Source organism: Kosakonia sp. YIM B13588, from assembly GCF_042788165.1.
Classification (GTDB): domain Bacteria; phylum Pseudomonadota; class Gammaproteobacteria; order Enterobacterales; family Enterobacteriaceae; genus Kosakonia; species Kosakonia sacchari.
In genome coordinates this window covers 41,164-66,234 of record NZ_JBHZPO010000003.1, presented here as the reverse complement: position 1 = coordinate 66,234, position 25,071 = coordinate 41,164, and the positions used below count along the sequence as shown (strand labels likewise).

Genomic DNA, 25,071 nt, shown 5'->3' with positions numbered 1-25,071 from the left:
ATGCCTAAAAAAACCGCCCGTCGGCTGACAACAATTTGCCTCTCCGGCGCGCTGACGCTGGCGACCTCCGGCCTCGTGCAGGCCGCGTCAAATGACGCGGCGCTCAAGGCGCTGTTTGATCAGGCGAACTACTGGCACGAAAAATCCCACGACGACCTGGCGATGGAATCGCTCAAAAAGGTGTTAATGGTCGATGCCAATAACACTCAGGCGATGTACCTGATGGCGCTGTGGGCACAGCAAAATGGCGATTTGCAAACCGCCGCGCAGTGGCGAGCCAGGCTGGCGAAAACCGCGCCGGACGATAGTGGTTTACAGGCGCTGGATAACGCAAAACAGCTGGCGCAGGTGCCGCAAGGGCAGTTAACGCTTGCTCGCCAGCAGGCGCGCAGCGGCAATGTTCCGGCGGCGCTGGAAACCTGGCGCAGCCTGTTCAATGGCGACACGCCGCCGCCGAGCCTCGCGCCGGAATACTATTTGACGATGGCGGGAGATAAAGCGCTCTACCCGCAGGCGCTGGCGGAAATTCAGCGCTTCGTTGCCCAGCATCCACAGGATAATGCCGCCCGCGTGGCGCTGGGCAAGATGTTGACCTGGCGTGAAGCGACGCGTCGCGACGGGATCTTGCTGCTGGAGCCGATGGCCAGCGGCAATAAAGAGGCAGATGAAGGGCTGCGTCAGGCGCTGCTATGGCTTGCGCCGCAGGCTGGCGATGAACGCTTTTACGATACCTGGTTGCAGCGCCATCCGCAGGATAGCGAGATGCAGGCGTACTACCGTAAAAATGTTGGTGGCAGCGCGAAAGGCGCAGGCTTTACCGCGTTGAATAGTGGCGACAGTAATGCCGCAAAACGACAGTTTGAGCAGGTGTTGCAAACCAACCCGGAGGACGCCGATGCGCTGGCAGGAATGGGGTATATTGCCCAGCGCAACGGTGATTACCAGGCGGCGGCACAATATCTGAACCGGGCGGCGAGCCAGGGAGGCGAGGCTTCAGCAGAACGTAAAGCGCAGGCGGAAGACGCCGCATTTTATGGCCAGCTGGCGCAAGCACAGCAAGCGTTAAAAACGGGCAATGTCAGCCAGGCGCTGGCGCTTTCCGCGCCGCTGGCGCAGCAGAGCGGTGAGCGCGGCACCGCCGCCAAGCTGTTCCGCGCTGATGTGCTCCGCCAGAACAAAGATTACCCTCAGGCGGAACAGGCCCTGCGCGAGATCCTGAACGAGCAACCGCAGAATGCGCCGGCGCGGGAAAATCTCTACTACGTGCTGCGCGATCAAAACAAAGCGGCAGAAGCGCAAAGCATGCTGCGCACGTTACCGGCGAGTTTACAGGAAAAACTGCAACCGCGCGTAGTGACGGGTACGCCTGGCGACCCGCTGCGTCGGCAAGCGCAACAACTGGCAGCCAGCGGAAATACCTCGCAGGCCATTGCCGTGTTGCGCCAGGGCGTGGCGCGCCTGCCGGATGACCCGTGGTTGCGCCTTGATTTGGCGCGTTTGCTGCAACAATCGGGTCAGGAAAATGAAGCCGCGAACGTAATGCTGCCCGCGCAAAACCCGCGAGCCGGTGCCAGTTCGCTGTACGCTGCCGCGCTGTTCGCCAGTGAAAATGGCGGTTGGCAGCAGGCCAGTTCGCTGCTGTCACGTATTTCACCCGCCAGCCAGAATAGCCAGATGCGCGACCTTGCGCAGCGGGTTAATTACAACCTGCAAATGGCGACCGCTGAGCGTTACCTCGCTCAGGGCAATATGACGGCGGCAGCCAATACCCTGAAAGCGCTGGCGGCCACACCGCCGAAAAGCCCGGTCGATGCCGGGAAACTGGCGCGAATGCTGGCGCAGACCGGCGATACCACCACCGCCGTTGCGCTGGTGCGTGAAAGTATGAAACAGGGCGTGCAGGGCAATATTGGCGATTATGCCGATCAGGTTGCGGTGTTGAACCAGGCGGGGCTTAACCAGGAGGCGCAGGCCTTTGTTTCCCGCCCGGATGTGCAGGCGCGCAGCACGCCAGCCCAGCTTGCCGGGGTGCGTAATGGCTATGTGATCAACGAAGCGGATCAACTGCGTGAGCAGGGCAATTATGCCGCCGCGTATGACAAGCTGATCCGCGCGTTGCAAAACGACCCGCAGAACACGGATTTGATGTTCGCGATGGGGCGTTTGTATCAGTCCGGCAAGATGAACAAAGAAGCGGGCGTTCTGTATGACTACCTGATGACGCGCGACAGCGAAGATCAGGCAGCACGCGTCGGCGCGATTGATGTCGCGCTGGCGGAAAATAACGTCGACAAAGCGCAAACCTTAGCCAGTGGCTTGCGCAGCAATACTTCACCGGATCGCCTACTGCTGCTGGCGCGGCTGGAAGAGGCGAAAGGCAATCATCAGCAGGCGATGACCTATCTGCGCAGCGCGCGCGGCAAGCTGGTGGGGCTGGAGTCGAATAACAGCGCGGCAACGCCGACAATCGGCGGTGTGCTGCTGGCGGATAACCCGTTTACCACCACCAGTAAAAGCGCGGCGCCGCAGTCGCTGTATGGGCAAACGCTGCCGTGGCAAGTCGCTCAGGTGGCGCACGAACCGGGCAGTAACTTGCCAGGCACCACGCGTACCGATCTGCCGGTCGAAACGGCGCAAACGCGAACGCTGCGCCAGGTCGACGACATGATGCAGCAGATGAACGAGAAAACCGGCATGTGGTTGCAGGGCGGCGTGGAAATTCGTGGCCGCGACGGGGAAACCGGCACCAGCAAGCTGACGGAAGCCAAAGCGCCGCTCACCTGGTCCAGTTCACCCTTTGGCGATGCGCGTTTTGAATTTACTGCCACGCCGGTTTCGCTCAGTTCCGGCAGTGCTAACGGTGATGCCTGGCGGCGTTATGGGGCGAATCCGCTGGCGAATGGGGTGAGTAACATTGCGACCTCGATTAAAAACGCTAACCAATCCACGGCAACCGACGGCAGCGATAAATTTACCGATCTCGCGAGCTATGCCGATGCCAGCAAACTGTCACCGTTTACCGAAACGGGTTATGACAACCTCACCTCGCTGCTGTCATCGAGCCGTTTGAAGAGTTTGAGCGAATCAAATTATAAGACCAACTATAGCGATCCGATTAAGTCCTCCACCGATTCGCAAAACGCCAGCGGCGTAGAGCTGAATATGGCGCTGAGCGGCGACAGTTATAAGCTTGATATCGGCAGCACGCCGCTGGGGCAGGATTTAACCTCGCTGGTCGGCGGCGTGAAATGGTCGCCGAAACTGACCAATTACCTGACGCTTATCCTTACCGGTGAGCGGCGCGCGGTGACCGACAGTTTGCTGTCATACGTTGGGCTGCGGGACGCTTACTCCGGTGAGCGCTGGGGGCAGGTCACAAAAAACGGCGGTAGCGTACAGTTGAGCTACGACGACGGCGACGCCGGGTTCTACATTGGCGGCGGCGGGTATAGCTATCTCGGTAAAGATGTGGCGAGCAACACCAGCGTGAATGCCAATGCCGGCGTTTATCTGCGCCCGTGGCACGACGATTTCCGCCAGTTGCAGACGGGGCTGAGTGTTGGCTGGATGAACTACTCAAAAAACCTCAGTTACTTCACTTACGGCCAGGGCGGTTACTTCAGCCCGCAAAACTACGTGAGCGTGTCGCTGCCGGTTGATTTGTCGCAGAAAATCGATAACTGGAAACTCAGTATTGGCGGCGCGGTGGGCTACCAGTCCTACACGCAGGACAAGAGCAATTACTTCCCGACAGAACCGGAAGCACAGAAGATGCTGCAACAGCTCGCCGATATGGGTTTTGTGAAAGAGGCGCAGTACCAGGGCGGTTCACAGAATGGCATTGGCTATAACTTCCATGCCGGACTCGATTACAACGTGAATAAAAACATGTCGGTAGGTGGAAAAGTCGGTTATGACACCTTCGGCAGCTACAACGAAAGCACCGCCGGGGTTTGGCTCCGGTACATGCTGGGGGATAAATAATGACAACCAACACTGCAAACACGCTGCTGCTTGGCTATTTCCAGCAACAGCAAACGCCGCCGGGCTGGTTTGATGTGCTGAGCGTGATGATTGACGGCATGGCGAGAAACGTCGGTGAAGCGGAAAGCCTGCCGTTCCTGCGCCAGATGGGTGAAGCGTTAGCGGACCGTGTGCCGCTTCCGGCGTCGGCAACGGTCGGCGAGCTGGAAGCGAATATTAACGCGCAGCTGGCGGTGTTCAACTGGGGGTTTATTGATATCGAAACCACGGAGCACGGCATGGCGTTTCGCCACCAGGCGCTGCCGGTGGCGCGTGAAGAGGCCTACCAGACCCGCTGGTGCTATGCGTTTTGCGCCATTCTTGAAGGGCTTTATTCGCGCTGGCTGCAAAACCAGGGCGGCGAGGCGAGTCTCGTGTTTACCCGCGAAAGGCTCTATTCTGTGGCGGATGTTCTCTTCCGTTACGCTAACCCACAGTGAGTTTGCCCATGTTGAAGCGCGTTTTCACCGCGATGGTGGTGATGGTGAGTCTGCTATTTGCATCCGTTTCCCAGGCCGCTGGCGCCTGGGAGAGTTATAAAGCGCGGTTTTTGATGCCGGATGGTCGCATTGTCGATACCGGCAACAAAAACGTCTCCCACACCGAAGGCCAGGGTTTCGCCATGCTGATGGCGGTCGCCAGCGACGACAAAGCGGCCTTTGACAGCATGTGGGGCTGGACCAATAAAACGCTGAAGAACAAAACCAATGGCCTGTTTTACTGGCGTTATAACCCGGTGGAAGCCGATCCCATCGCTGATAAAAACGACGCTACCGATGGCGATGTGCTGATAGCCTGGGCGCTGCTGCAAGCTGGTGAGCGCTGGAATAATGCCGCTTACCTTGCCGCTTCCGATGCGATTACCCAGGCGGTGCTCAAACATGCGGTTATCAGCTTTGCGGGTTACCGCGTGATGTTGCCGGGTGCCAACGGTTTTAACCTCAACACCTATGTAAACCTGAATCCGTCCTATTTTATTTTCCCGGCATGGCAGGCTTTCGCTGAGCGCAGCCATCAGGTGGTGTGGCGCGATTTGATCAAAGACGGGCAAACGCTGCTTGGCAACATGACGTTTGGCAAAGCGCGCTTACCAACGGACTGGGTTTCACTTTCGGCGGACGGCAAACTGAACCCGGCGAAAGAGTGGCCGCCGCGCATGAGCTACGACGCGATTCGTATTCCGCTGTATGTGAGCTGGCAGGATCCGCATAGCGCGTTGTTAACGCCGTGGCGCAACTGGTGGCAGGGTTTTGGCCGCAGCCAGACTCCCGCATGGGTGGATGTGGCGACCAACGATAACGCGCCGTACAACATGAATGACGGTTTACTGGCGGTGCGGGATTTAACGTTGGGTGTAACGCCTGCACAACCACAGATCACTGCGCAGGATGATTACTACTCCGCCAGCCTGAAAATGCTGGTCTGGCTGGCGCAACAGCGCTAAAGCGATAACCTCTCCCCGCCAGGGGAGAGGTTGGCAGGATCACTGCGGGTAGGGCACCCAGTCACCGCCGTTCAGGCGAACATACGGCTTATTCTGGTACTGCAACACAACGGCGTTAGCGTTTTCGGACACCGGCGCGGTTTGCGGCAGATTACTGGTCAGTTGCTGCCAGTTGACGTTGTCTTCGGTAAAGATTTTGCCATCCAGCACGCGGGTAACAATCTCGGAGATAGCCAGGAAGCTGCTCGGCTGCGTAATGGTTACCGGCGCGCCCTGATGCGGCGCTTTCATACCAAAGAATTTAATCGCCGTTGGCACGTTGGTAATCGACGGGCTTGGGATATCGCGCAAGCCGGAAACCTGCATTTTATCGCCCTGTAGCGCCGCGCCGTGTTCCGGCACCAGCACTACCATTACCTTACGCCCGGATTTATCCAGTTGCGTGAAGAACGCATCCAGCTCATCAAACAACTTCTGCGCGCGCAGTTTGTAATCGGCGGTTTTGCTATTGCCCGGGAAGTGATTGCCATCATGCAGCGGCAGCAGGTTGTAGAAAGTCGCGGTGCGCTGGCCTTGTTTAAAGCTGTCGGACTCCATCCAGCGGTTCAGCACCGCTGTGTCGTCATAAATCGGCGAGCCGTCAAACGAGAGCAGTACCGGCGGCAGCCCCGCCTGGTTCATCAGCGGCGCTTGCATACCGCCGTTGTCGCGCACTTCTTTGAGGAAACCGCCGAACTCACCGTTGTGGTCCATCATCAACTGTTGAGTGAAGCCAAGTTTCGATAGGTTATCAAACAGGTAGCACTGTGTGTTGGCCTGCTGGTAGAGGTTTTTATGCGACGGCTGACCGCAGCTGGCGCGCAGCAGGCGAATCGCCGCCGGGCCGCTGTAGGCGGTGGCCGAGTTGAAGTTTTTGAACTCAATATCAAAGTGCGACCACAGCGGGTGCGACGCCAGACCGGCCGCTTCAATATCGGCCCATGAGAGGGAGCAGATATTGATGAACAGCAGATCGAACGGTTGGGCGTCTGCCGGAAGCTGCGCCGGGAAGGTGCTCTGGCGCTTCTCTTCGGCGGCGTAGAAACTTGCCAGCCACGCGTTCAGATTCTCTGAAGTTGGCGGCGCGGTTTGTGCGGGAATATCGCCAACCACCGGCGTATCGCCCGCCGCTGCGACCGTTGCCGCCGCCGAACCGCCAGTGGTGGTGACGGTCGTGGTCGGTTGGCCCGCCGGCCATAGACTAAATGCCGGCCCGGTCAGTGTCAGCACGTTTAACCAGATCATAATCGCGACGACAAACACGGTGACGCGGACCCATTGCGACAAGAACAACCAGGCAATCAGCATCACGAAAATTGCGCCAATCATCTGCCAGTTGATAAAACGCGTCACCAAATCCCACAGATAATTGGCGCTGAAGCCCGCAACCTGCGAACCCTGGCTCATCATGCTTTCAAGACCTGGCAGCCAGGTGTCGTGCCAGAACAGACCGAAACCGATGGGAATGGCAATCCAGTGACGTAAACGATGCAGTCTGACGCGCGGCAGCGGCATCAGCAGAAAAGCCATAAACACCAGATTCAGCAGCGGGTGAAAGTTAAGGTAGCCCGCCCACAACAGACCGAATTTCACCAGAAAATAGAAATTCCAGCCGGAAAGACCGCGCCAGTATTGCCACAATGGCGAAGGTGTTGAAGTGGTCATAGTATGATTAGTCATGTTTTCGGTCTGCCTTGACGAACGATTCCCGGCGCAGCACGCCTGCCGGTTTTACATAGCGTGGTTTGGTAAACAGTATGCGCAACGCGCTGCGGATAGGGCGTATCCAGTGGCGTGTAAGGTAGCCCAGCGGGAAAAAGATCAGGGCGCAAAGCACCACAAGCTGAATAATATCGCTGACTGACATCATGATGTGCGCTCCGTGGCTTTACTGAATAACCGCAACGGTTCCGGGATCCGACGCCAGCTTGTGCCGTCGTGCTCAGCGTTAATGATTTTCTTCCCGGCGGCGGTGACGGGCAGCGGTTTCGCCCATTTTTCCGGAGAAAGCGTGCGCATTTGCACTAACTCTGCGGCAATCTGGTTATCTTCAAACCACACCACGCGATTAGAGAAAATATCTGCCGTGGGCAGCGGGAATATGTGGTTTAGCGCCGTGTCGAGATCGTTAACCCGGCAGAATGACAAAAACATCACCAGACGATTATCGCCGAGGCTGACAATATCGCCCACGCGGTTTGGGCGGCACAGCGTTAGCGCTTGTTCAACGCGGATGCCTGGCACCGGGCGCAACGCGACCAGAACCCCTTTGCCATCGGCGGGCAACAGTGGGTTATTAACCATATTCCCGACGGCGTCGCAGAACACGTTCCACGGCTGAAAACCGCGCAGTTTTAGCGGCTGAGTCATGGACAGTAATGTGGTGATATCTTCCGGCACCAGGCGGTTAAACTGCTGGCCCTGCACGCTTTCAATCAGCGTCAGACAGCGGGAAAGGGGCGCATTCCACGGGATCACCATATTCGCCCCACAGCCGAGCAACAAACGTTCGTCGGTAGCACGCAGGCTGGCCTGGCTTTCACGAACAATAATTTTCAGCCCGCTGCCGCGCTGGCGGCGCAACGTGTGCACCTGGCGTGCGATATTGTCGATTTGATTGTTTCGCGCAAGGGTGAAAATCAACGTCGCCGCCTGGCTGGAGCGCGCTTCTTCAAATAACGCTTCGTTGGTATCAAATAACGTCCAGTGTTCCGACAGTGGCGGTGCGCCTTCCAGCACGGCGACATTACTTAATATGCGTTTCTCATCGCTGCGGGGTTGCACTGACGTTTCTTCTTGCTGCGCGAGTTGCCAGCGACCTTGATGATGATTAAGCACTAATTGCTGGCGCGCACTAATCCCTTTCTCATTACACCACCAGGCAACATCATAAAGATGCATATCGTTTCGGTAGCGTAAACTCGCCAACCCAAACAACGAACGATATTCACTCATTAAAATGGAAGATTGTTTGTCGTTATTGTTGCCAGGGTTAATAACCAGTAAGGAACATTTATGATATTTCGCCCAGGCATGAGTTCTTTCTAACCACTGTTGTAAATCAGGCGCCGATATATTCTGCCAGGCATTATTTGCGCAGAGCAGAATCAGTAAATAATTTTCAGGTTCAAATGAACAAAGCAAGTCGCGGGCAAAAAAGTATAGACCATTGTTCTGATTTGGCATGGTGAAAATTCTGATTTTATCCGGGCCCTGCTCTTTATCTAACTTAATGATTTTGCGCAGGTCATGACCCATACCGATTGCCGCTACCAGCGCGTCTTTATCCTGGGCCGCGAGCGTTTGATTTATCAGGCTTATTGCATCTTGTTCACGATCGGTATTTACCCACCAAACACCGCCCGCAGGCATATGACGCAATTCGTCCCATAACGACTCAATGCCGATAGAAAATATGGGCTCCACGATGTCCCTCTTGATGCAAAATTGTCTGTATCTCAGTTTACTAGCGAAAGCCGAGAAATAAACCTAACATTGAAATTAAAGAACATCAGATTTAGCATGTAAACGAATTTTCTCGGGTACGATGCCTTGCTACATCTGTACATGTATTTCTATTCGAAGGGATCGGGCCAGAATGCATAACAATGAACCCAAAACGCAGTCAGACCCTACTCTGGGCTATACATTCCAAAATGATTTTCTGGCGTTAAGTAAGGCATTTTCATTGCCTGAAATTGATTACGCCGATATTTCCCAGCGAGAACAGTTGGCGGCGGCATTTAAGCGCTGGCCGCTGCTGGCAGAATTAGCCCGTCAACAATAAGGGATAACCAGGATGGCCATCTTGGGATTACAGGGGATTCGCGGTGGTGTGGGTACAACATCGATCACTGCGGCTCTGGCCTGGTCATTACAAATTTTAGGCGAGTCGGTGCTGGTGATTGATGCCTGCCCTGATAATCTTTTGCGCCTGTCATTTAATGTCGACTTTGAACATCAACACGGCTGGGCGCGCGCGGTACTGGATGGACAAGACTGGCTTGATGCCGGAATGCGCTATACCTCGCAGCTCGATCTCTTGCCTTTTGGCCGTCTGGCGGAAAATGAGTGGGAAAACCTCCATTTATTGCACGAACCGCTTAGCCAACTCACCACCATTTTGCAGGCGCTGAAAACGCAGCAAAGTTATCAGTGGGTATTAATCGATCTCCCGCACGGCGTTTCGCCGCTGACGCGCCAGTTTGTGGCGCAGTGCGACCATCTTTTTACGGTGGTAAAACCCGACACCAACTGCCATATCCGTTTGCATCAACAATTGTTGCCTGCGGGCGCGCATATTCTGCTTAACGATCTGCGCATCGGCAGCCAGTTGCAGGACGATCTCTGGCAGGTGTGGCTGCAAAGCCAGCGGCAGATCCTCCCGACCCTTATCCACCGCGATGAAGCGATGGCGGAATCGCAGGCATCGAAACAGCCATTGGGCGAATACCGGGCAGATTCGCTGGCGGCGGAAGAGATATTAACGCTGGCGAACTGGTGCCTGCTGCACTGCGCGCACACGCAAGAAGTAACCGGTGAGCAGGAAGGGAGCCCGCAATGAGCCGCCTTTCCGCCTGGTTGCTGATCCCGCCGGTGAGCGCGCGGTTAAGCGAGCGCTACCAGCGTTACCGTGAGCACGGCGCTTCCGGGTTTAGCGCAGCCTCTGGCTGTTTCTGGGCGATCCTCGCATGGATGTTTATTCCGCTGGAGCACCCGCGCTGGCAGCAGCTCCGTGCGCAGCAGCATTTGTGGTTCCCGCATATTGATCCTGATAAACCGCGGCCGCTCGATCCGGCGCGTTACCTGCTGCAAACCTTGTGGTTGCTGGTTATGCTCCCCTGGGGTGATAGAAAGTCGCCCCGTCGCCAACGTTTTGCCCGGGCGCGCGTGCTGCGTGGGCGCTGGTATCACTGGCTGGATACGCTGCCGGAGCGCGTAACGCACCGTACCGGCCATCTGGATGATAAAAAAGAGTTGGCGCATATCAGCCCGCGTGCGCGCCGCTTTATTCTCGGCATCATTGTGGTTTTCTCGCTGATCCTCGCCATTCTGTGCATTACGCAGCCGTTTAACCCGCTTTCGCAGTTTGTTTTCCTGATGCTGTTATGGGGCGTGGCGCTGCTGGTACGCCGAATTCCGGGGCGTTTCTCCGCCCTGATGCTCATCGTCCTTTCGCTCACCGTTTCCTGTCGCTATATCTGGTGGCGCTACACTTCGACCCTGAACTGGGACGATCCGGTGAGCCTGGTGTGTGGCCTGGTGCTGCTGTTTGCGGAAACTTACGCGTGGATTGTGCTGGTGCTTGGCTATTTCCAGGTGGTATGGCCGCTTAATCGCCAGCCGGTGCCGCTGCCGAAAGATATGTCGTTATGGCCTTCTGTCGATATTTTTGTACCGACCTATAACGAAGATTTGAATGTGGTGAAAAACACCATTTATGCCTCGTTGGGTATCGACTGGCCGAAAGACAAACTGAAAATTTGGATCCTCGATGATGGCGGGCGCGAAGAGTTCCGCCAGTTCGCCAAAAGCGTCGGCGTTGAGTACATCGCGCGAACCACCCATGAGCACGCAAAAGCGGGCAACATCAATAACGCGCTGAAATACGCGAAAGGCGAGTTCGTGTCGATTTTCGACTGCGACCACGTGCCGACACGCTCGTTCCTGCAAATGACCATGGGCTGGTTCTTAAAAGAGAAAAAGCTGGCGATGATGCAGACGCCACACCACTTTTTCTCGCCGGATCCGTTTGAACGCAACCTGGGGCGTTTTCGTAAAACCCCGAATGAAGGCACGCTGTTCTACGGGCTGGTGCAGGATGGCAACGACATGTGGGACGCCACCTTTTTCTGCGGTTCTTGTGCGGTGATCCGCCGTGGGCCGCTGGATCAGATTGGCGGTATTGCCGTTGAAACCGTCACCGAAGATGCGCACACCTCGCTGCGTTTACACCGCCTTGGGCATACGTCGGCGTATATGCGCATCCCGCAGGCGGCGGGGCTGGCGACAGAGAGCCTGTCTGCGCATATTGGTCAGCGTATTCGCTGGGCGCGCGGCATGGTGCAGATTTTCCGCCTCGACAACCCGCTGATGGGCAAAGGGCTCAAACTGGCGCAGCGTCTGTGTTACGTCAACGCGATGTTCCATTTCTTATCGGGTATACCGCGGCTTATCTTCCTGACCGCGCCGCTGGCCTTTTTGCTGCTGCATGCCTACATCATTTACGCACCCGCGCTGATGATTGCGCTGTTCGTGCTGCCGCACATGATTCACGCCAGCCTGACTAACTCAAAGATTCAGGGCAAATATCGTCACTCTTTCTGGAGTGAGATCTACGAAACCGTGCTGGCATGGTATATCGCGCCACCGACGCTAGTGGCGTTGATCAACCCGCACAAAGGGAAGTTTAACGTCACCGCCAAAGGCGGCCTGGTGGAAGAAGAGTATGTGGACTGGGTGATTTCACGTCCTTACATCTACCTTGTGCTGCTCAACCTGGTGGGGATCCTGGTGGGGATTTGGCGTTATTTCTACGGCCCGGAAAACGAAATACTCACCGTCTTCGTCAGTATCGCGTGGGTGTTCTACAACATGATTATCCTTGGCGGTGCGGTCGCGGTCTCTGTAGAGAGTAAACAGGTTCGTCGCTCGCATCGCGTTGAAATGTCGATGCCGGCGGTGATTGCCCGCGAAGATGGGCATCTTTTCTCCTGTACCGTACATGATTTCTCCGACGGCGGGCTTGGCATCAAAATTAACGGCCAGGCACAGGTGCTTGAGGGGCAAAAAGTGAATTTGCTGCTCAAACGCGGCCAGCAGGAGTATGCGTTTCCCACCACCGTGGCGCGTGTTCACGGTAATGAAGTGGGCCTGCAATTGATGCCGTTGACGACCAAACAGCATATCGATTTTGTGCAGTGTACTTTTGCCCGCGCCGACACATGGGCGTTGTGGCAGGACAGCTTCCCGGAAGACAAGCCTCTGGAAAGTCTGATGGATATTTTGAAACTGGGTTTCCGCGGCTATCGCCATCTCGCGGAATTTGCTCCACCGTCTGTCAAAGTGATTTTCCGCTCATTCACCGCGCTGGTGTCCTGGGTGGTGTCATTTATTCCGCGCCGTCCGGAACGGAATGTGGCAGTGCAGCAACCGATGACGTGACTGGCTCAACAATGATGAAAACGCGATGAAAAGAAAACTTTCCTGGATTTGTGCAGTGGCTATGGGGACGAGTGTTTTATCTCCGGTGATGACGTATGCAGCGCCAGCCCCGACGGTTCCGGCTGTTGCGCCCGCCACTGAGCCGGTGGCAACGCCTGCGCCGGGACAAACGGAATCATTGACGCCAACCACGCCGACAGACGGCCAAAATGTTGTCGGACAGGTAATGCCGGGCGTACCGGGGGCGAATGCGCCGGTGGTCGCCGCCAACGCGCCGTCGCGCGATGTGAAACTGACTTTCGCCCAAATCGCGCCGCCGCCTGGCAGCATGGTGCTGCGCGGTATCAACCCGGACGGCGGCGTTGAGTTTGGTATGCGCAGCGATGAGCTGGTTTCGAAAGCGGTGCTCAACCTTGAGTACACGCCATCGCCCTCTCTGCTGCCGGTGCAATCTCAGTTGAAGGTCTATTTGAATGATGAACTGATGGGCGTCTTGCCGGTCACCAAAGAGCAACTCGGCAAGAAAACGCTGGCGCAGGTGCCGATCAACCCGCTGTTTATCACCGACTTCAACCGGGTGCGGCTGGAATTTGTCGGCCATTATCGCGATGTGTGCGAAAACCCGGCCAGCAGCACGTTATGGCTGGATATTGGTCGCAGCAGCTCGCTGGATTTGACTTACCAGAAGCTGGCGGTGCAAAACGATCTCTCCCACTTCCCGATCCCGTTCTTCGACCCGCGTGACAACAGAGCGCTGACGCTGCCGATGGTTTTCGCTGGCGCACCGGACATTGAACAGCAGCAAGCCGCTGCGGTTATTGCTTCCTGGTTTGGCTCCCGCACCGGCTGGCGTGGGCAGAGCTTCCCGGTCACTTACAACACGCTGCCGGACCGCAACGCGATCGTCTTCGCCACCAATGACAAACGTCCTGATTTCCTGCGTGATGCACCGGCGGTGAAAGGGCCGACCATCAGCATGATCAACCACCCGAATAACCCGTACGTGAAGCTGCTGGTGGTGTCTGGACGTGATGACAAAGACCTGATGCAAGCGGCGAAAGGTATCGCTCAGGGTAACGTGCTGTTCCGTGGCGATAGCGTTACGGTGGATGAGGTGAAACCGCTGCTGGCGCGCCAGCCTTACGATGCGCCGAACTGGATACGTACCGACCGCCCGGTCACCTTTGGCGAACTGAAAACCTATGAAGAGCAGTTGCAGTCGACCGGGCTGGAACCCTCGGCGATTAACGTGTCGCTGAACCTGCCGCCGGATCTCTATCTGCTGCGCAGTACCGGTATCGATATGAACCTGAATTATCGTTACACCGCGCCGCCGACCAAAGACAGCTCGCGCATGGATATCAGCCTCAACAACCAGTTCCTGCAATATTTCAACCTGACCAGCAACCAGGACACGAACCGTCTGTTGCTGCATCTCCCGGTGTTGCAGGGGCTGCTGGACAACAAAACGGATGTCTCTATTCCGGCGCTGAAGCTGGGCGCGGTGAACCAGTTGCGCTTTGATTTCCAGTATATGAACCCGATGCCGGGCGGCACTATTGAGAACTGTGTGACCTTCCAGCAGGTGCCAAACCGCGTGGTGATCGGCGACGACTCCACCATCGACTTCTCGAAGTATTACCACTTTATTGCGATGCCGGACTTACGCGCCTTCGCCAATGCGGGCTTCCCGTTTAGCCGGATGGCCGATTTGTCGCAAACTATCGTCGTCACGCCGCCGCAGCCCACACCTGCGCAAATGGGCACGCTGCTCGATTCGCTAGGTGCGGTGGGCGCACAGACCGGTTTCCCGGCCATCAATGTGCAGCTGACTAACGACGGTAATCAAATCAAGGATAAAGACGCCGACATCATGATTATCGGTACCATTCCACCGGCGTTAAAAGACGATAAGAAAATCGATCTGCTGGTGAATGCGGCGCAAAGCTGGGTGAAAACGCCGCTGCGCCAGACGCCGTTCCCGTCGATTGTGCCGGATGCCGCCGACCGTCAGGCCGATGCGCAAACCGGGATCACGTCCGATGGCCCAATGGCGGCGATTGTCGGCTTCCAGTCGCCGTATCACGATCAGCGCAGCGTGGTCGCGCTGCTGGCAGACAGCCCGCGCGGGTATGAATTGCTAAATGGCGCGATGAATGACAGCGGCAAGCGCGCGGCGATTTATGGCTCGGTGACGGTGATTCGGGAATCTGGCGTCAATGGCCTGCGCGTGGGCGATATTTATTATGTCGGTCACTTGCCGTGGTTTGAGCGCATCTGGTACGCGCTGGCTAACCATCCGGTGCTGCTGGCGGTGCTGGCGGCGGTCAGCGTGGTGTTGCTGGCGTGGGTACTGTGGCGTCTGCTGCGGATCATTAGCCGTCGCCGCCTCGACCCGGATCACGAGTAACGAAAATGAGAACGCGACGTTGGTGGGTGATAGTGGTGTTGTTGCTGGTGGCGGTAAATGTGCGCGCCGCCTGCTCCTGGCCTGCCTGGGATCACTTCAAACAAGCCTATATCAGCGACGGTGGCCGGGTGGTTGATCCCAGCGATCAACGCAAGATAACCACTTCAGAAGGGCAGAGTTATGCGCTGTTCTTCGCGCTGGCGGCTAACGATCGCGACACCTTTGCCAGGGTGCTGCAATGGACGCAAAACAATCTGGCGCAAGGCTCGCTTAGTACCCATCTTCCCGCCTGGCTGTGGGGCAAAAAAGAGGACGATAGCTGGACGGTGCTCGATACTAATTCAGCGTCTGACTCCGATCTGTGGATTGCCTGGTCGCTACTGGAAGCGGGACGTTTATGGAAAAACGACGAGTACAGCCAGCTGGGTAAGGCGCTGTTAGCCCTCGTCGCTAAAGAAGAAGTGGTGACGGTGCCAGGGCTGGGTTCGATGCTGCTGCCGGGCAAAATCGGCTTTGCCGAACCGACCACCTGGCGTTTTAACCCGAGCTATCTGCCGCCGCAGCTGGCGAGCTATTTCAGCCGCTTTGGCGCACCGTGGTCGACGCTGCGCGAAACCAATCTTCGCCTGTTGCTGGAAACCGCGCCGAAAGGCTTTGCACCCGATTGGGTACGTTTTCAAAAAGGGAGCGGTTGGCAGCTTAAGTCCGAAAAGACGCTGGTGAGCAGTTATGATGCCATCCGCGTTTATTTGTGGGTCGGCATGATGCACGACCGGGACACGCAGAAATCGCGCCTGCTGGAAAAATTTAAACCGATGACCAGCGTGACCGCGAAAAATGGCCGCGTGCCGGAAAAAGTGGACGTGGCGAGCGGAAAAATTCTTGGGGATGGCCCGGTGGGGTTTGCCGCCGCGCTGTTGCCCTTTTTACAGGATCGCGATGCGCAAGCCGTACAACGGCAATGGGTCGCCGATCATTTCCCCGGCGACGATGCCTACTATAGCTATGTCCTGACCCTGTTTGGCCAGGGGTGGGACCAGCACCGTTTTCGCTTCACCCCTCGCGGTGAGTTACAACCTGACTGGGGCCAGGAATGCGCAACTTCACAGTAAGCTTACTCTGTTTCTCACTCGCGCTTGCGCTGGCTCCCGCCGCGCTTGCGGCCGATACTGGCGCGCAGCAGCAACTGCTTGATCAAGTCCGCCTTGGCGAAAGCACCAAGCGCGAGGATCTGGTGCGCCAGTCGCTCTACCGCCTTGAGCTTATCGCGCCGGATGACCCGGAAGTCATCGCCGCGCGCTTACGTTATTTGCTGCGTCAGGGTGATAACGCGGGCGCGCAAAAGCAGCTTGATCGCATGAAACAGCTGGCACCCGATTCCAGCACCTATAAATCGGCGGTGACCACCATGGCGCTCTCCACGCCGGAAGGTCGTCAGTCGCTGCAACAAGCGCGTTTGCAGGCTACCACTGGCCATACGCAGGAAGCGCTTGCGGCCTACGACGCCTTGTTCAAAGGTAATCCGCCGCAGGGCGATCTGGCGGTGGAGTACTGGATGCTGGTGGCAAAAGTGCCCGCGCGTCATGCGGAAGCGGTTAAACGTTTGCAAGCATTGAATGCCGCGAATCCTGGCAACGATCAGTTGCAGGGCGGGCTGGCGCAGATGCTATTTGCCGACGGACGCAGCGCGGAAGGGTATGCGGTGCTGGAACAGATGGCGAAAACCAGCAATGGCCGCGCAGCAGCAGCGAGCATCTGGTATCAACAAATTCAGGCGATGCCGACCAGCGACGCGAGCGTGAAAGCCCTTCAGCGTTTTCTGACGCTGTTTAGTTCTGGCGACACGGTAGACAGCGCCCGTACGCTGCTTGCCGCGCAGCAAAAACAGTTGGCTGACCCGGCGTTTCGCGCGAAAGCAACAGGGCTTGCAGCGGTGGATGCCGGGCAGGGCGCGAAAGCGGTGGGCGAGTTGCAACAAGCTGTCAACGCTAACCGCGCGGACAGCGAAGCGGTTGGGGCGCTGGGGCAAGCCTATTCGCAAAGTGGCGATCGCGCCCGCGCGGTAGCGCAACTGGAAAAAGCTATCGCCATGGATCCGACCAGCGGCAACCGCAGCAAGTGGGATAGCTTGTTGAAAACTAACCGCTACTGGTTGTTGATTCAGCAGGGTGATGCGGCGCTGAAAGCCAACAACGTGCAGCAGGCGGAGCGTTATTACCAGCAGGCACGCAACACGGATAACACTGACAGCTACGCGGTGCTGGGTCTTGGTGATGCCGCCGCGGCGCGAAAAGATAACGCGGCTGCCGAAGGTTTCTATCGCCAGGCGCTGCGCATGGATAGCGGCAACAGCAACGCGGTGCGCGGTCTGGCGAATATTTACCGCGCGCAGTCGCCGGAAAAAGCGGAACAGTTTATTCAGTCGCTCTCTGCCAGCCAGCGGCGCAGCATTGATGATATTGAACGCGGGTTGACGAACGACCGGCTCGCGCAGCAGGCAGAAGCGCTGGAAAACAGAGGTGATTGGGCGCAAGCGGCAGAGTTGCAACGCAAGCGGTTGGCGCTCGATCCCGGCAGCGTATGGATAACCTACCGGCTGGCCAGCGATCTGCGCCAGGCAGGGCAGCGGGGCGAAGCCGATTCGCAGATGAACCGTCTGGTCACGCTCAAACCGCGCGACCCGGAACAGGTCTACGCGTATAGCCTCTATCTTTCCGGCAATAATCAGCAACTGGCGGCGCTGAATCACCTCAATGCGCTGCCGAAAAGCCAGTGGAACAGCAATATTCAGGAGCTAGCCGACAGGCTGCAGGCCAACCAGTTGCTGGACAACGCCAACCGTCTGCGTGATGGCGGTCATGAAGATCAGGCGATAGCATTGCTGGTGCAGCAACCGGCGTCTTCACGAATTGATTTAACGCTGGCCGACTGGGCGCAGCAGCGCGGCGACAATAGTGAAGCACAGCGTTATTACCAGCGTGTTCTGCAAAGAGAACCCGCCAATGAAGAGGCGGTGCTTGGCCTTGCGGAGCTGTATGCCGCAGATGGCAACCATATGGCCGCGCGTGGCGCGCTGGCGAAACTGCCTGCGACGACGCCCGCCCAGCCGCCATCAATCAACACCCAGCGTCGGCTGGCGCTGGTACAAACCCAGTTGGGCGATACCGCCAGCGCAAAACGGATCTTCACAACTATTGTCCCGCAGGCGAAATCTCAGCCGCCATCAATGGAAAGCGCGCTGGTATTGCGCGATGCGGCGCGTTTCGGGGTACAAACCGGCGAGCCGCAGCAGGCACTGGACAGTTATAAAGATGCAATGGTGGCGTCTGGCGTCACGACGACGCGCCCGGTGGATAACGACACCTTTACCCGCCTGACACGCAATGATGAAAAAGATGACTGGCTGAAACGTGGGGTGCGCAGCGATGCCGCCGATCTTTACCGTCAGCAGGATCTGAATGTCACATTGCAGCATGAGTTTTCGGACTCCAGCGGTACGGGCGGGTATTCGGATTTGAAAGCGCATAACACCATGTTGCAGGTGGATGCGCCGCTGTCGGACGGGCGGATGTTCTTCCGGACCGATGTGGTGAATATGGATGTCGGAACCTTCAGTAAACGCGATGACGGCACCTATCGCCCGCGCTTTGGTACCTGTGTTGATGTTCCTTGCGTTGGCGGTAATCGTCACCAGTCTGATAGCGGTGCCAGCGTTGCGGTGGGGTGGCGAAACAATACTTGGTCGATGGATATTGGCACCACGCCGATGGGCTTTAATGTTGTGGATGTGGTGGGCGGGCTAAGTTACAGCAGCGATGTCGGGCCGTTTGGCTATACCGTAGATTTACATCGCCGCCCCATTTCCAGTTCATTGCTGGCCTTTGGAGGGCAAAAAGATCCGAGCAGCAACACCGGTAAAACCTGGGGTGGCGTACGGGCGAACGGCGGCACGCTGAGCCTCAGTTATGACAAGGGCGAAGCGAACGGCGTGTGGGCGAGCCTCGGGGCGGATACGCTGGAAGGCAAAAACGTTGACGACAACTGGCGTGTGCGTTGGATGACCGGTTACTACTACAAGCTCATCAATGAGAACAACCGACGCGTTACCGTAGGCCTGAACAATATGATCTGGCACTACGACAAAGATTTGAGCTATTACACCTTAGGCCATGGCGGTTACTACAGCCCGCAGGAGTATCTCTCATTTTCGGTGCCGGTGTTGTGGCGTGAGCGTACGGAGAACTGGTCCTGGGAACTTGGCGGTACGGTGTCGTGGTCGCACTCCCGCACTAAAATGATGCCGCGTTACCCTCTGCTTAGCCTGATCCCTGCGGATTTTCGCACCCTGGCAAGCGAGCAGACCGAATCCGGCAGCAGCAGTAATGGCTATGGTTATACCGCGCGAGCGCTCATTGAACGCCGGGTGACTTCCCACTGGTTTGTCGGTGCGGGTGTCGATATTCAGCAGGCCAAAGACTACACCCCAAGCCACGCTCTGATTTATGTGCGTTATTCCGGTGCGGGCTGGCAGGGCGATATGGATATGCCGCTCCAGCCTTTGGTGCCGCACGCCGACTGGTAAAAAAGGAGTATTCCTGGCGGGAAATAACGGTATAAAGCGATAATCGCACCGTTGTTAACCGCCAGCGATTCAAGAAGTTATCACCTTCTTTCCCCGCAGTTTTCCGCGAATTGAGATTCTGCTTAGCGGTTTATCTCAAGCGACGTGCGATAGAGTATACTCTGGCGGCTAAATACCCTTTTTTTCTGTTCTGCGCTCATTGTGTCTCTGGAGAGTGATTTTGCGTGTCAGCCGTTCTTTAACCATTAAACAAATGGCCATGGTTGCTGTTGTCTCTATGGTGTTTGTTTTTATTTTCTGCGTCATTTTGCTGTTCCATTTCTTACAGCAGAATCGCTATAACACGGCTACACAACTGGAAAGCATTGCCCGCTCCGTACGTGAACCGCTTTCAGCGGCGATTTTAAAAGCCGATATTCCCGAAGCAGAAGCGATTATCAAACAGATTAAACCGGCGGGCGTTGTCAGCCGCGCGGATGTGGTACTGCCGAATCAATTTCAGGCCTTGCGCATGAGTTTTATCCCGGAACGTCCGGTTCCGGTGATGATCACCCGGATGTTTGAACTGCCCGTACAGATCTCCTTGCCCATCTATTCGCTGGAGCGTCCGGCAAACCCGCAACCGCTGGCCTACCTGGTGCTGCAGGCGGATTCATACCGGGTTTATAAGTTCGTCATCAGTACCTTATCAACGTTAGTGACGGCTTACTTACTTTTAACGTTAATGCTCACGGTGGCGCTCACCTGGTGTATCAACCGGCTGGTGGTTCACCCGCTGCGAAAAATTTCCCGGGCGCTTAATGATCTTCCGGCGCAGGAGCTTGCCGGGCATCAACTGCCGGTGCCTCGCCTCCATCATGATGATGAAATTGGCATCATGGTGCGCAGCTACAACCGCAATCAACAGTTGCTGCTGCGCCAGCAAGAAGAGCTGAACACCCAGGCGACGCATTTCCCGGTTTCTGAACTGCCGAATAAAGCTTTCCTGATGGCGCTGCTGGAGCAAACGGTGACCCGGCAAAACCCGACAGCGCTGCTGGTTGTCGCCTGCGACACGCTGCGTGATACCGCCGGTGTGCTGCAGGAGTCTCAGCGCGAGATGTTGTTGCTGACGCTGGTGGAGAAACTGAAATCGATACTGACGCCGAACAGGGTGCTGGCGCAGGTGAGCGCCTATGACTTTGCGATTATCGCCCACGATGTGAGTGAGCCGTGGCATGCGATGACGCTGGGTAAGCAAGTGCTCACTGTAATTAACGAACGTGTGCCGCTGCATGGCATCCAACTGCGTCCCAATGCCAATATTGGTGTGGCGATGTTTGACGGCAACCTTTCTGCCGGGCAGCTTTACCACCGGGCGGCTTCTGCTGTCGTTAGCGCACAGCGCAAAGGGAAAAACCAGATCCAGTTCTTCGATCCAGAGCAGATGGAGCAGGCACAGCAATGGCTGGCGCAGGAGAGCGACATTCTTACCGCGCTTGATGAGGGACGTTTCGCGATCTGGTTGCAGCCGCAGGTGGATGCGGCGAGCGGCGAACTGGTGAGCGCGGAAGCGTTGCTCCGTTTGCGCCAACCAGATGGCAGCTGGGCATTACCGGAAGGGCTTATCGAACGTATTGAGTCCTGCGGCTTGATGGTCAACGTCGGGTATTGGGTGCTGGAAGAGTCCTGCCGTCTGCTGGCGGGCTGGCAATCGCGCGGCATTATGCTGCCGCTCTCGGTGAACCTCTCGGCCTGCCAGTTGACGCATCCCACCATGCTGGCCGATATGCTGGATTTGTTGCAGCGTTACCGTATTGCGCCGCAAACGTTGATCCTCGAAGTGACAGAAAGCCGCCATATTGATGATCCCCAGGCAGCAGTAGCGATTTTGCGCCCGCTGCGTGACGCCGGGGTGCGCATTGCGCTGGATGATTTCGGCATGGGCTATGCCGGGCTGCGCCAGCTGCATCATATGAAGTCGCTGCCGGTGGATGTGCTGAAAATCGACAAAATGTTTATTGAAGGCTTGCCGGATGAAAACAGCATGGTGGCCGCCATTATCCACCTGGCACGTAGTCTGGATCTGCGCATCGTCGCTGAGGGCGTGGAGAATGAAGCGCAGCGGGCATGGCTGGCTGATGCGGGTGTTGATGTGGCACAGGGCTTTTTATTTGGCCGCGCGGCGTCTGCCGAGGCGTTTGAACAGCAGTTTTTCGCCGTATCGGATAAGCCTGAAAACACGTAATTTGTTACGGGCTTGTGCGAGTCAGTTCAAAGTTTTTAACATTGTTGTTTCAGATTTGATGTAAGTTTATTTCTGTCATGTTTGACGGGTGTTATTTTTAAACCGCAGGCTAACTGAAAACCCTACAAAGCCTGAGGTTTAATATCAAGGACACCTTATGAAAACCTCCCTGTTTAAAAGTCTCTACTTTCAGGTTCTGACCGCGATTGCCATCGGTATTCTGCTTGGTCATTACTACCCTGAACTCGGGGCGCAGATGAAACCGCTTGGTGATGGCTTCGTGAAGCTCATCAAGATGATCATTGCCCCGGTGATTTTCTGTACTGTTGTTACTGGTATCGCCGGCATGGAAAGCATGAAGGCGGTGGGTCGTACCGGTGCGGTTGCACTGCTCTACTTCGAAATTGTCAGTACGCTGGCGCTCATTATCGGGCTGGTTATCGTTAACGTGGTGCAACCGGGCGCCGGAATGAACGTTGACCCTGCAACACTTGATGCCAAAGCCGTGGCGGTTTATGCCGAGCAGGCGCAACAGCAGGGGATTGTCGCCTTCTTGCTTGATGTCATACCGGCGAGCGTGATTGGCGCTTTCGCCAGCGGCAATATTCTCCAGGTGCTGCTGTTCGCGGTGCTGTTTGGCTTCGCGCTGCATCGCTTAGGCCATAAAGGCCAACTGATTTTTAACGTTATCGAAAGTTTCTCGCAGGTGATCTTCGGCATCATCAATATGATCATGCGCCTGGCGCCGATTGGCGCATTCGGGGCGATGGCGTTTACCATCGGCAAATATGGTGTCGGTACGCTGGTGCAACTCGGCCAGTTGATTATCTGCTTTTATGCCACCTGTATTCTGTTTGTGGTGGTGGTGCTGGGCACAATCGCCCGTGTTACAGGCTTCAGCATCTTCAAATTTATCCGCTATATCCGTGAGGAACTGCTGATCGTTCTGGGTACCTCTTCGTCTGAATCGGCACTGCCGCGCATGCTGGAGAAGATGGAGCGCCTGGGCTGCCGTAAATCAGTAGTCGGGCTGGTTATCCCAACCGGCTACTCCTTCAACCTGGATGGCACCTCCATTTATCTGACGATGGCGGCGGTGTTTATCGCTCAGGCGACCAACAGCCATATGGATATTTTCCATCAGATAACGCTGCTGGTCGTGCTGCTGCTGTCGTCAAAAGGCGCCGCCGGGGTGACGGGCAGCGGGTTTATAGTGCTGGCTGCCACGCTTTCCGCCGTCGGGCACTTGCCGGTGGCGGGGCTGGCGCTGATTCTGGGCATCGACCGCTTTATGTCCGAAGCACGCGCGCTGACCAACCTGGTGGGCAACGGCGTCGCGACTATCGTGGTGGCGAAATGGGTAAAAGAGCTCGATCAAAAACAGCTGGTCGACACGCTGGATAACCGTTCCAGCGCGGCGAAAACCCCCGGAATTTCTTCATAATTTCGTGACTTATGACCGCAGTCCCTTGTCGGGCTGCGGGTACCTGCGCATAATTACCTCCTGGGCTCGTCACAATTTACGATGAAATTTCGTGATAATTCACGTCGCGATGTGACGTTTTGCATTTCCCGCGGTCTAAAAGCGAAGTGTTTTAACACGCTTTTAGCCCCTTTGTGCGGGCATACTTTTTAACCAGGAATGTTGATTAGGGGTTCACATGCAGGGCACAAAAATTCGACTGTTAACGGGCGGTTTGCTGATGCTGGCGGCTGTCGGTTATGTGCAGGCAGATGCGCTCCAGCCTGACCCGGCCTGGCAACAAGGGACGCTGGCAAATGGTTTTCAGTGGCAAGTTCTGGCCACGCCCCAGCGCCCCAGCGATCGCATTGAGATTCGCCTGTCTATTGATACCGGTTCGCTCACCGAAGGCAGCCAACAGAGCGGTTTCAGCCACTTTATCCCCCGCGTTGCGTTGACCCATAGTGGTCGGCTTGAACCTTCCCAGGTGCGCTCGCTGTGGCAACAAGGTATTGACCCGAAGCGCCCGCTGCCGCCGGCGCTGGTCTCCTACGAATACACGCAATATAACCTCAGCATACCGAACAACCGCAGCGACCTGCTGAAAGAGGCGATGGTTTACCTGGCGGATGCCGTCGGCAATCTCACCATCACGCCGGAAACGGTCAATCACGCCCTCGCCAGCAACGATATGGTTGCTACCTGGCCGCCCGATACCAAAGACAGCTGGTGGCGCTACCGGCTGAAAGGTTCGCCGCTGCTGGGGCACGATCCCGCCGGAACGCTGAAAGAGCCGGTTGATGCGGCACAACTGAAAGGTTTCTACGAAAAATGGTACACGCCGGACGCCATGACGCTGATTGTGGTCGGCAACGTAGATAGCCGCGCCATCGCCGAGCAGATAGGTAAAACCTTCGGCGAGCTGAAAGGAAAACGCCAGACGCCTGCGCCGGTTGCGACGCTGTCGCCGCTGCCGCGCCAGTCGGTTAGCTTGATGACCGAAGGCGTCACCCAGGATCGTTTGTCGATTATGTGGGATTCCGCCTGGCAACCGATTCGCGAGTCTGCCGCGCTTGAGCGTTACTGGCGTGCGGATTTGGCACGTGAAGCCCTGTTCTGGCATATCCAGCAGAACCTGAGCAAAAACAACGCCAAAGAGATTGGTCTCGGTTTTGACTGCCGGGTGCTGTTCCAGCGGGCGCAATGCGCCATTAACGTTGATTCACCCAATGACAAGCTCAATACCAACGTCGGCGTGATTGCGCGTGAGCTGGCGAAAGTGCGTGAGAAAGGGCTGCCGGAAGAGGAATTTAAAGCGCTTATCGCGCAGAAAAACCTTGAGCTGCAAAAGCTGTTCGCCACCTATGCGCGCGCCAGTACCGATATTCTGATCAGCCAGCGGATGCGTTCTTTGCAAAACCAGGTGGTGGATATTGCGCCGGAGCAGTATCAAAAGCTGCGCCAGAACTTCCTGAACAACCTGACGCCGCAGATGCTGAATCAGGATCTGCATCAGCAGCTTTCACAGGATATGGCGCTGGTATTGCTGCAGCCGAAAGGTGAGCCGGAGTTCAACATGAAGGATTTGCAGGCAACGTGGGATGAAGTGATGGCACCACCAGCGGATAACGCCGCAGCGCCTGCTGCCAGTGGTGACGAAAGCCATTCTGACGTCTCGGACATTCCCCCGCAGCAGTGATGCTTAATTGCCCCTCTCCGG

Annotated in this window: 15 protein-coding genes; 12 read left to right on the top strand and 3 right to left on the bottom strand. The window is 56.6% G+C overall.

Features of this window, described 5'->3' with window-relative positions:
* Genes ACFX4U_RS07785 through ACFX4U_RS07775 form a run of 3 tightly spaced genes read left to right on the top strand, consistent with a single transcriptional unit; the run spans nt 1 to nt 5,467 of the window.
* Complete coding sequence (locus ACFX4U_RS07785) at nt 1-3,984, top strand: cellulose synthase subunit BcsC-related outer membrane protein (RefSeq protein WP_313508003.1); 3,984 nt, start codon at nt 1-3, stop codon at nt 3,982-3,984.
* Nucleotides 3,984-4,463, top strand: a complete 480-nt coding sequence (gene bcsD, locus ACFX4U_RS07780) for a cellulose biosynthesis protein BcsD (RefSeq protein WP_313508002.1) — start codon at nt 3,984-3,986, stop codon at nt 4,461-4,463. The genes ACFX4U_RS07785 and bcsD overlap by 1 nt, the downstream gene beginning before the upstream one ends.
* 8 nt (nt 4,464-4,471) lie before the next feature.
* Entirely contained in the window at nt 4,472-5,467 is a 996-nt protein-coding gene (locus tag ACFX4U_RS07775) for a glycosyl hydrolase family 8 (RefSeq protein ID WP_313508001.1), read from the top strand.
* Between the two features lie 39 nt (nt 5,468-5,506).
* Here ACFX4U_RS07775 and bcsG read toward each other — a convergent pair whose 3' ends face one another.
* From bcsG to bcsE, 3 genes are read right to left on the bottom strand one after another with little or no spacing between them, the layout of a single operon-like run.
* Nucleotides 5,507-7,186: a cellulose biosynthesis protein BcsG gene (bcsG, locus tag ACFX4U_RS07770; RefSeq protein ID WP_305734723.1), complete on the bottom strand. Its 1,680-nt coding sequence runs from the start codon at nt 7,184-7,186 to the stop codon at nt 5,507-5,509.
* Nucleotides 7,179-7,376, bottom strand: coding sequence for a cellulose biosynthesis protein BcsF (bcsF, locus tag ACFX4U_RS07765; RefSeq protein WP_017458256.1), 198 nt, complete (start codon nt 7,374-7,376; stop codon nt 7,179-7,181). The genes bcsG and bcsF overlap by 8 nt, the downstream gene beginning before the upstream one ends.
* Nucleotides 7,373-8,932: a cellulose biosynthesis c-di-GMP-binding protein BcsE gene (gene bcsE / locus ACFX4U_RS07760; protein ID WP_313508000.1), complete on the bottom strand. Its 1,560-nt coding sequence runs from the start codon at nt 8,930-8,932 to the stop codon at nt 7,373-7,375. Before bcsE ends, bcsF begins: the two co-directional genes overlap by 4 nt.
* Nucleotides 8,933-9,104: 172 nt before the next feature.
* Here bcsE and bcsR point away from each other — a divergent pair, with 172 nt between their 5' ends.
* The 9 genes from bcsR to ACFX4U_RS07715 all read left to right on the top strand — a co-directional run bounded on the left by bcsR (nt 9,105) and on the right by ACFX4U_RS07715 (nt 25,050).
* Nucleotides 9,105-9,293, top strand: a complete 189-nt coding sequence (gene bcsR / locus ACFX4U_RS07755; RefSeq protein WP_017458258.1) for a cellulose biosynthesis protein BcsR — start codon at nt 9,105-9,107, stop codon at nt 9,291-9,293.
* Nucleotides 9,294-9,305: 12 nt separating this feature from the next.
* Nucleotides 9,306-10,070, top strand: a complete 765-nt coding sequence (gene bcsQ / locus ACFX4U_RS07750) for a cellulose biosynthesis protein BcsQ (protein WP_313507999.1) — start codon at nt 9,306-9,308, stop codon at nt 10,068-10,070.
* Nucleotides 10,067-12,670, top strand: coding sequence for a UDP-forming cellulose synthase catalytic subunit (bcsA, locus tag ACFX4U_RS07745; RefSeq protein WP_313507998.1), 2,604 nt, complete (start codon nt 10,067-10,069; stop codon nt 12,668-12,670). Before bcsQ ends, bcsA begins: the two co-directional genes overlap by 4 nt.
* Nucleotides 12,671-12,695: 25 nt before the next feature.
* Entirely contained in the window at nt 12,696-15,080 is a 2,385-nt protein-coding gene (gene bcsB, locus ACFX4U_RS07740) for a cellulose biosynthesis cyclic di-GMP-binding regulatory protein BcsB (protein WP_313507997.1), read from the top strand.
* Between the two features lie 5 nt (nt 15,081-15,085).
* Nucleotides 15,086-16,192 (top strand): cellulose synthase complex periplasmic endoglucanase BcsZ, encoded by a 1,107-nt coding sequence (bcsZ, locus tag ACFX4U_RS07735; protein ID WP_313507996.1) that lies wholly within the window; start codon nt 15,086-15,088, stop codon nt 16,190-16,192.
* The gene (gene bcsC, locus ACFX4U_RS07730) at nt 16,174-19,662 is read left to right on the top strand and encodes a cellulose synthase complex outer membrane protein BcsC (RefSeq protein WP_313507995.1); all 3,489 of its coding nucleotides are present in this window, start codon (nt 16,174-16,176) and stop codon (nt 19,660-19,662) included. Before bcsZ ends, bcsC begins: the two co-directional genes overlap by 19 nt.
* Before the next feature lie 220 nt (nt 19,663-19,882).
* Nucleotides 19,883-21,889, top strand: a complete 2,007-nt coding sequence (gene hmsP, locus ACFX4U_RS07725) for a biofilm formation regulator HmsP (protein ID WP_313507994.1) — start codon at nt 19,883-19,885, stop codon at nt 21,887-21,889.
* A gap of 157 nt (nt 21,890-22,046) precedes the next feature.
* Nucleotides 22,047-23,333 (top strand): dicarboxylate/amino acid:cation symporter, encoded by a 1,287-nt coding sequence (locus ACFX4U_RS07720; RefSeq protein WP_200551261.1) that lies wholly within the window; start codon nt 22,047-22,049, stop codon nt 23,331-23,333.
* A 217-nt stretch (nt 23,334-23,550) separates the two neighbouring features.
* Complete coding sequence (locus ACFX4U_RS07715) at nt 23,551-25,050, top strand: pitrilysin family protein (RefSeq protein ID WP_313507993.1); 1,500 nt, start codon at nt 23,551-23,553, stop codon at nt 25,048-25,050.
* The last annotated feature ends 21 nt before the right edge of the window (nt 25,051-25,071 follow it).

Bases quoted from the DNA above. Each gene is read 5' to 3' on its own strand.
- bcsF (WP_017458256.1), bottom strand. From the start codon at position 7,376: ATGATGTCAGTCAGCGATATTATTCAGCTTGTGGTGCTTTGCGCCCTG.
- ACFX4U_RS07775 (WP_313508001.1), top strand. From the start codon at position 4,472: ATGTTGAAGCGCGTTTTCACCGCGATGGTGGTGATGGTGAGTCTGCTA.
- bcsG (WP_305734723.1), bottom strand. From the start codon at position 7,186: ATGACTAATCATACTATGACCACTTCAACACCTTCGCCATTGTGGCAA.
- ACFX4U_RS07720 (WP_200551261.1), top strand. From the start codon at position 22,047: ATGAAAACCTCCCTGTTTAAAAGTCTCTACTTTCAGGTTCTGACCGCG.
- bcsA (WP_313507998.1), top strand. From the start codon at position 10,067: ATGAGCCGCCTTTCCGCCTGGTTGCTGATCCCGCCGGTGAGCGCGCGG.
- bcsC (WP_313507995.1), top strand. From the start codon at position 16,174: ATGCGCAACTTCACAGTAAGCTTACTCTGTTTCTCACTCGCGCTTGCG.
- bcsZ (WP_313507996.1), top strand. From the start codon at position 15,086: ATGAGAACGCGACGTTGGTGGGTGATAGTGGTGTTGTTGCTGGTGGCG.
- ACFX4U_RS07715 (WP_313507993.1), top strand. From the start codon at position 23,551: ATGCAGGGCACAAAAATTCGACTGTTAACGGGCGGTTTGCTGATGCTG.
- bcsB (WP_313507997.1), top strand. From the start codon at position 12,696: ATGAAAAGAAAACTTTCCTGGATTTGTGCAGTGGCTATGGGGACGAGT.
- bcsQ (WP_313507999.1), top strand. From the start codon at position 9,306: ATGGCCATCTTGGGATTACAGGGGATTCGCGGTGGTGTGGGTACAACA.
- bcsR (WP_017458258.1), top strand. From the start codon at position 9,105: ATGCATAACAATGAACCCAAAACGCAGTCAGACCCTACTCTGGGCTAT.
- bcsD (WP_313508002.1), top strand. From the start codon at position 3,984: ATGACAACCAACACTGCAAACACGCTGCTGCTTGGCTATTTCCAGCAA.
- ACFX4U_RS07785 (WP_313508003.1), top strand. From the start codon at position 1: ATGCCTAAAAAAACCGCCCGTCGGCTGACAACAATTTGCCTCTCCGGC.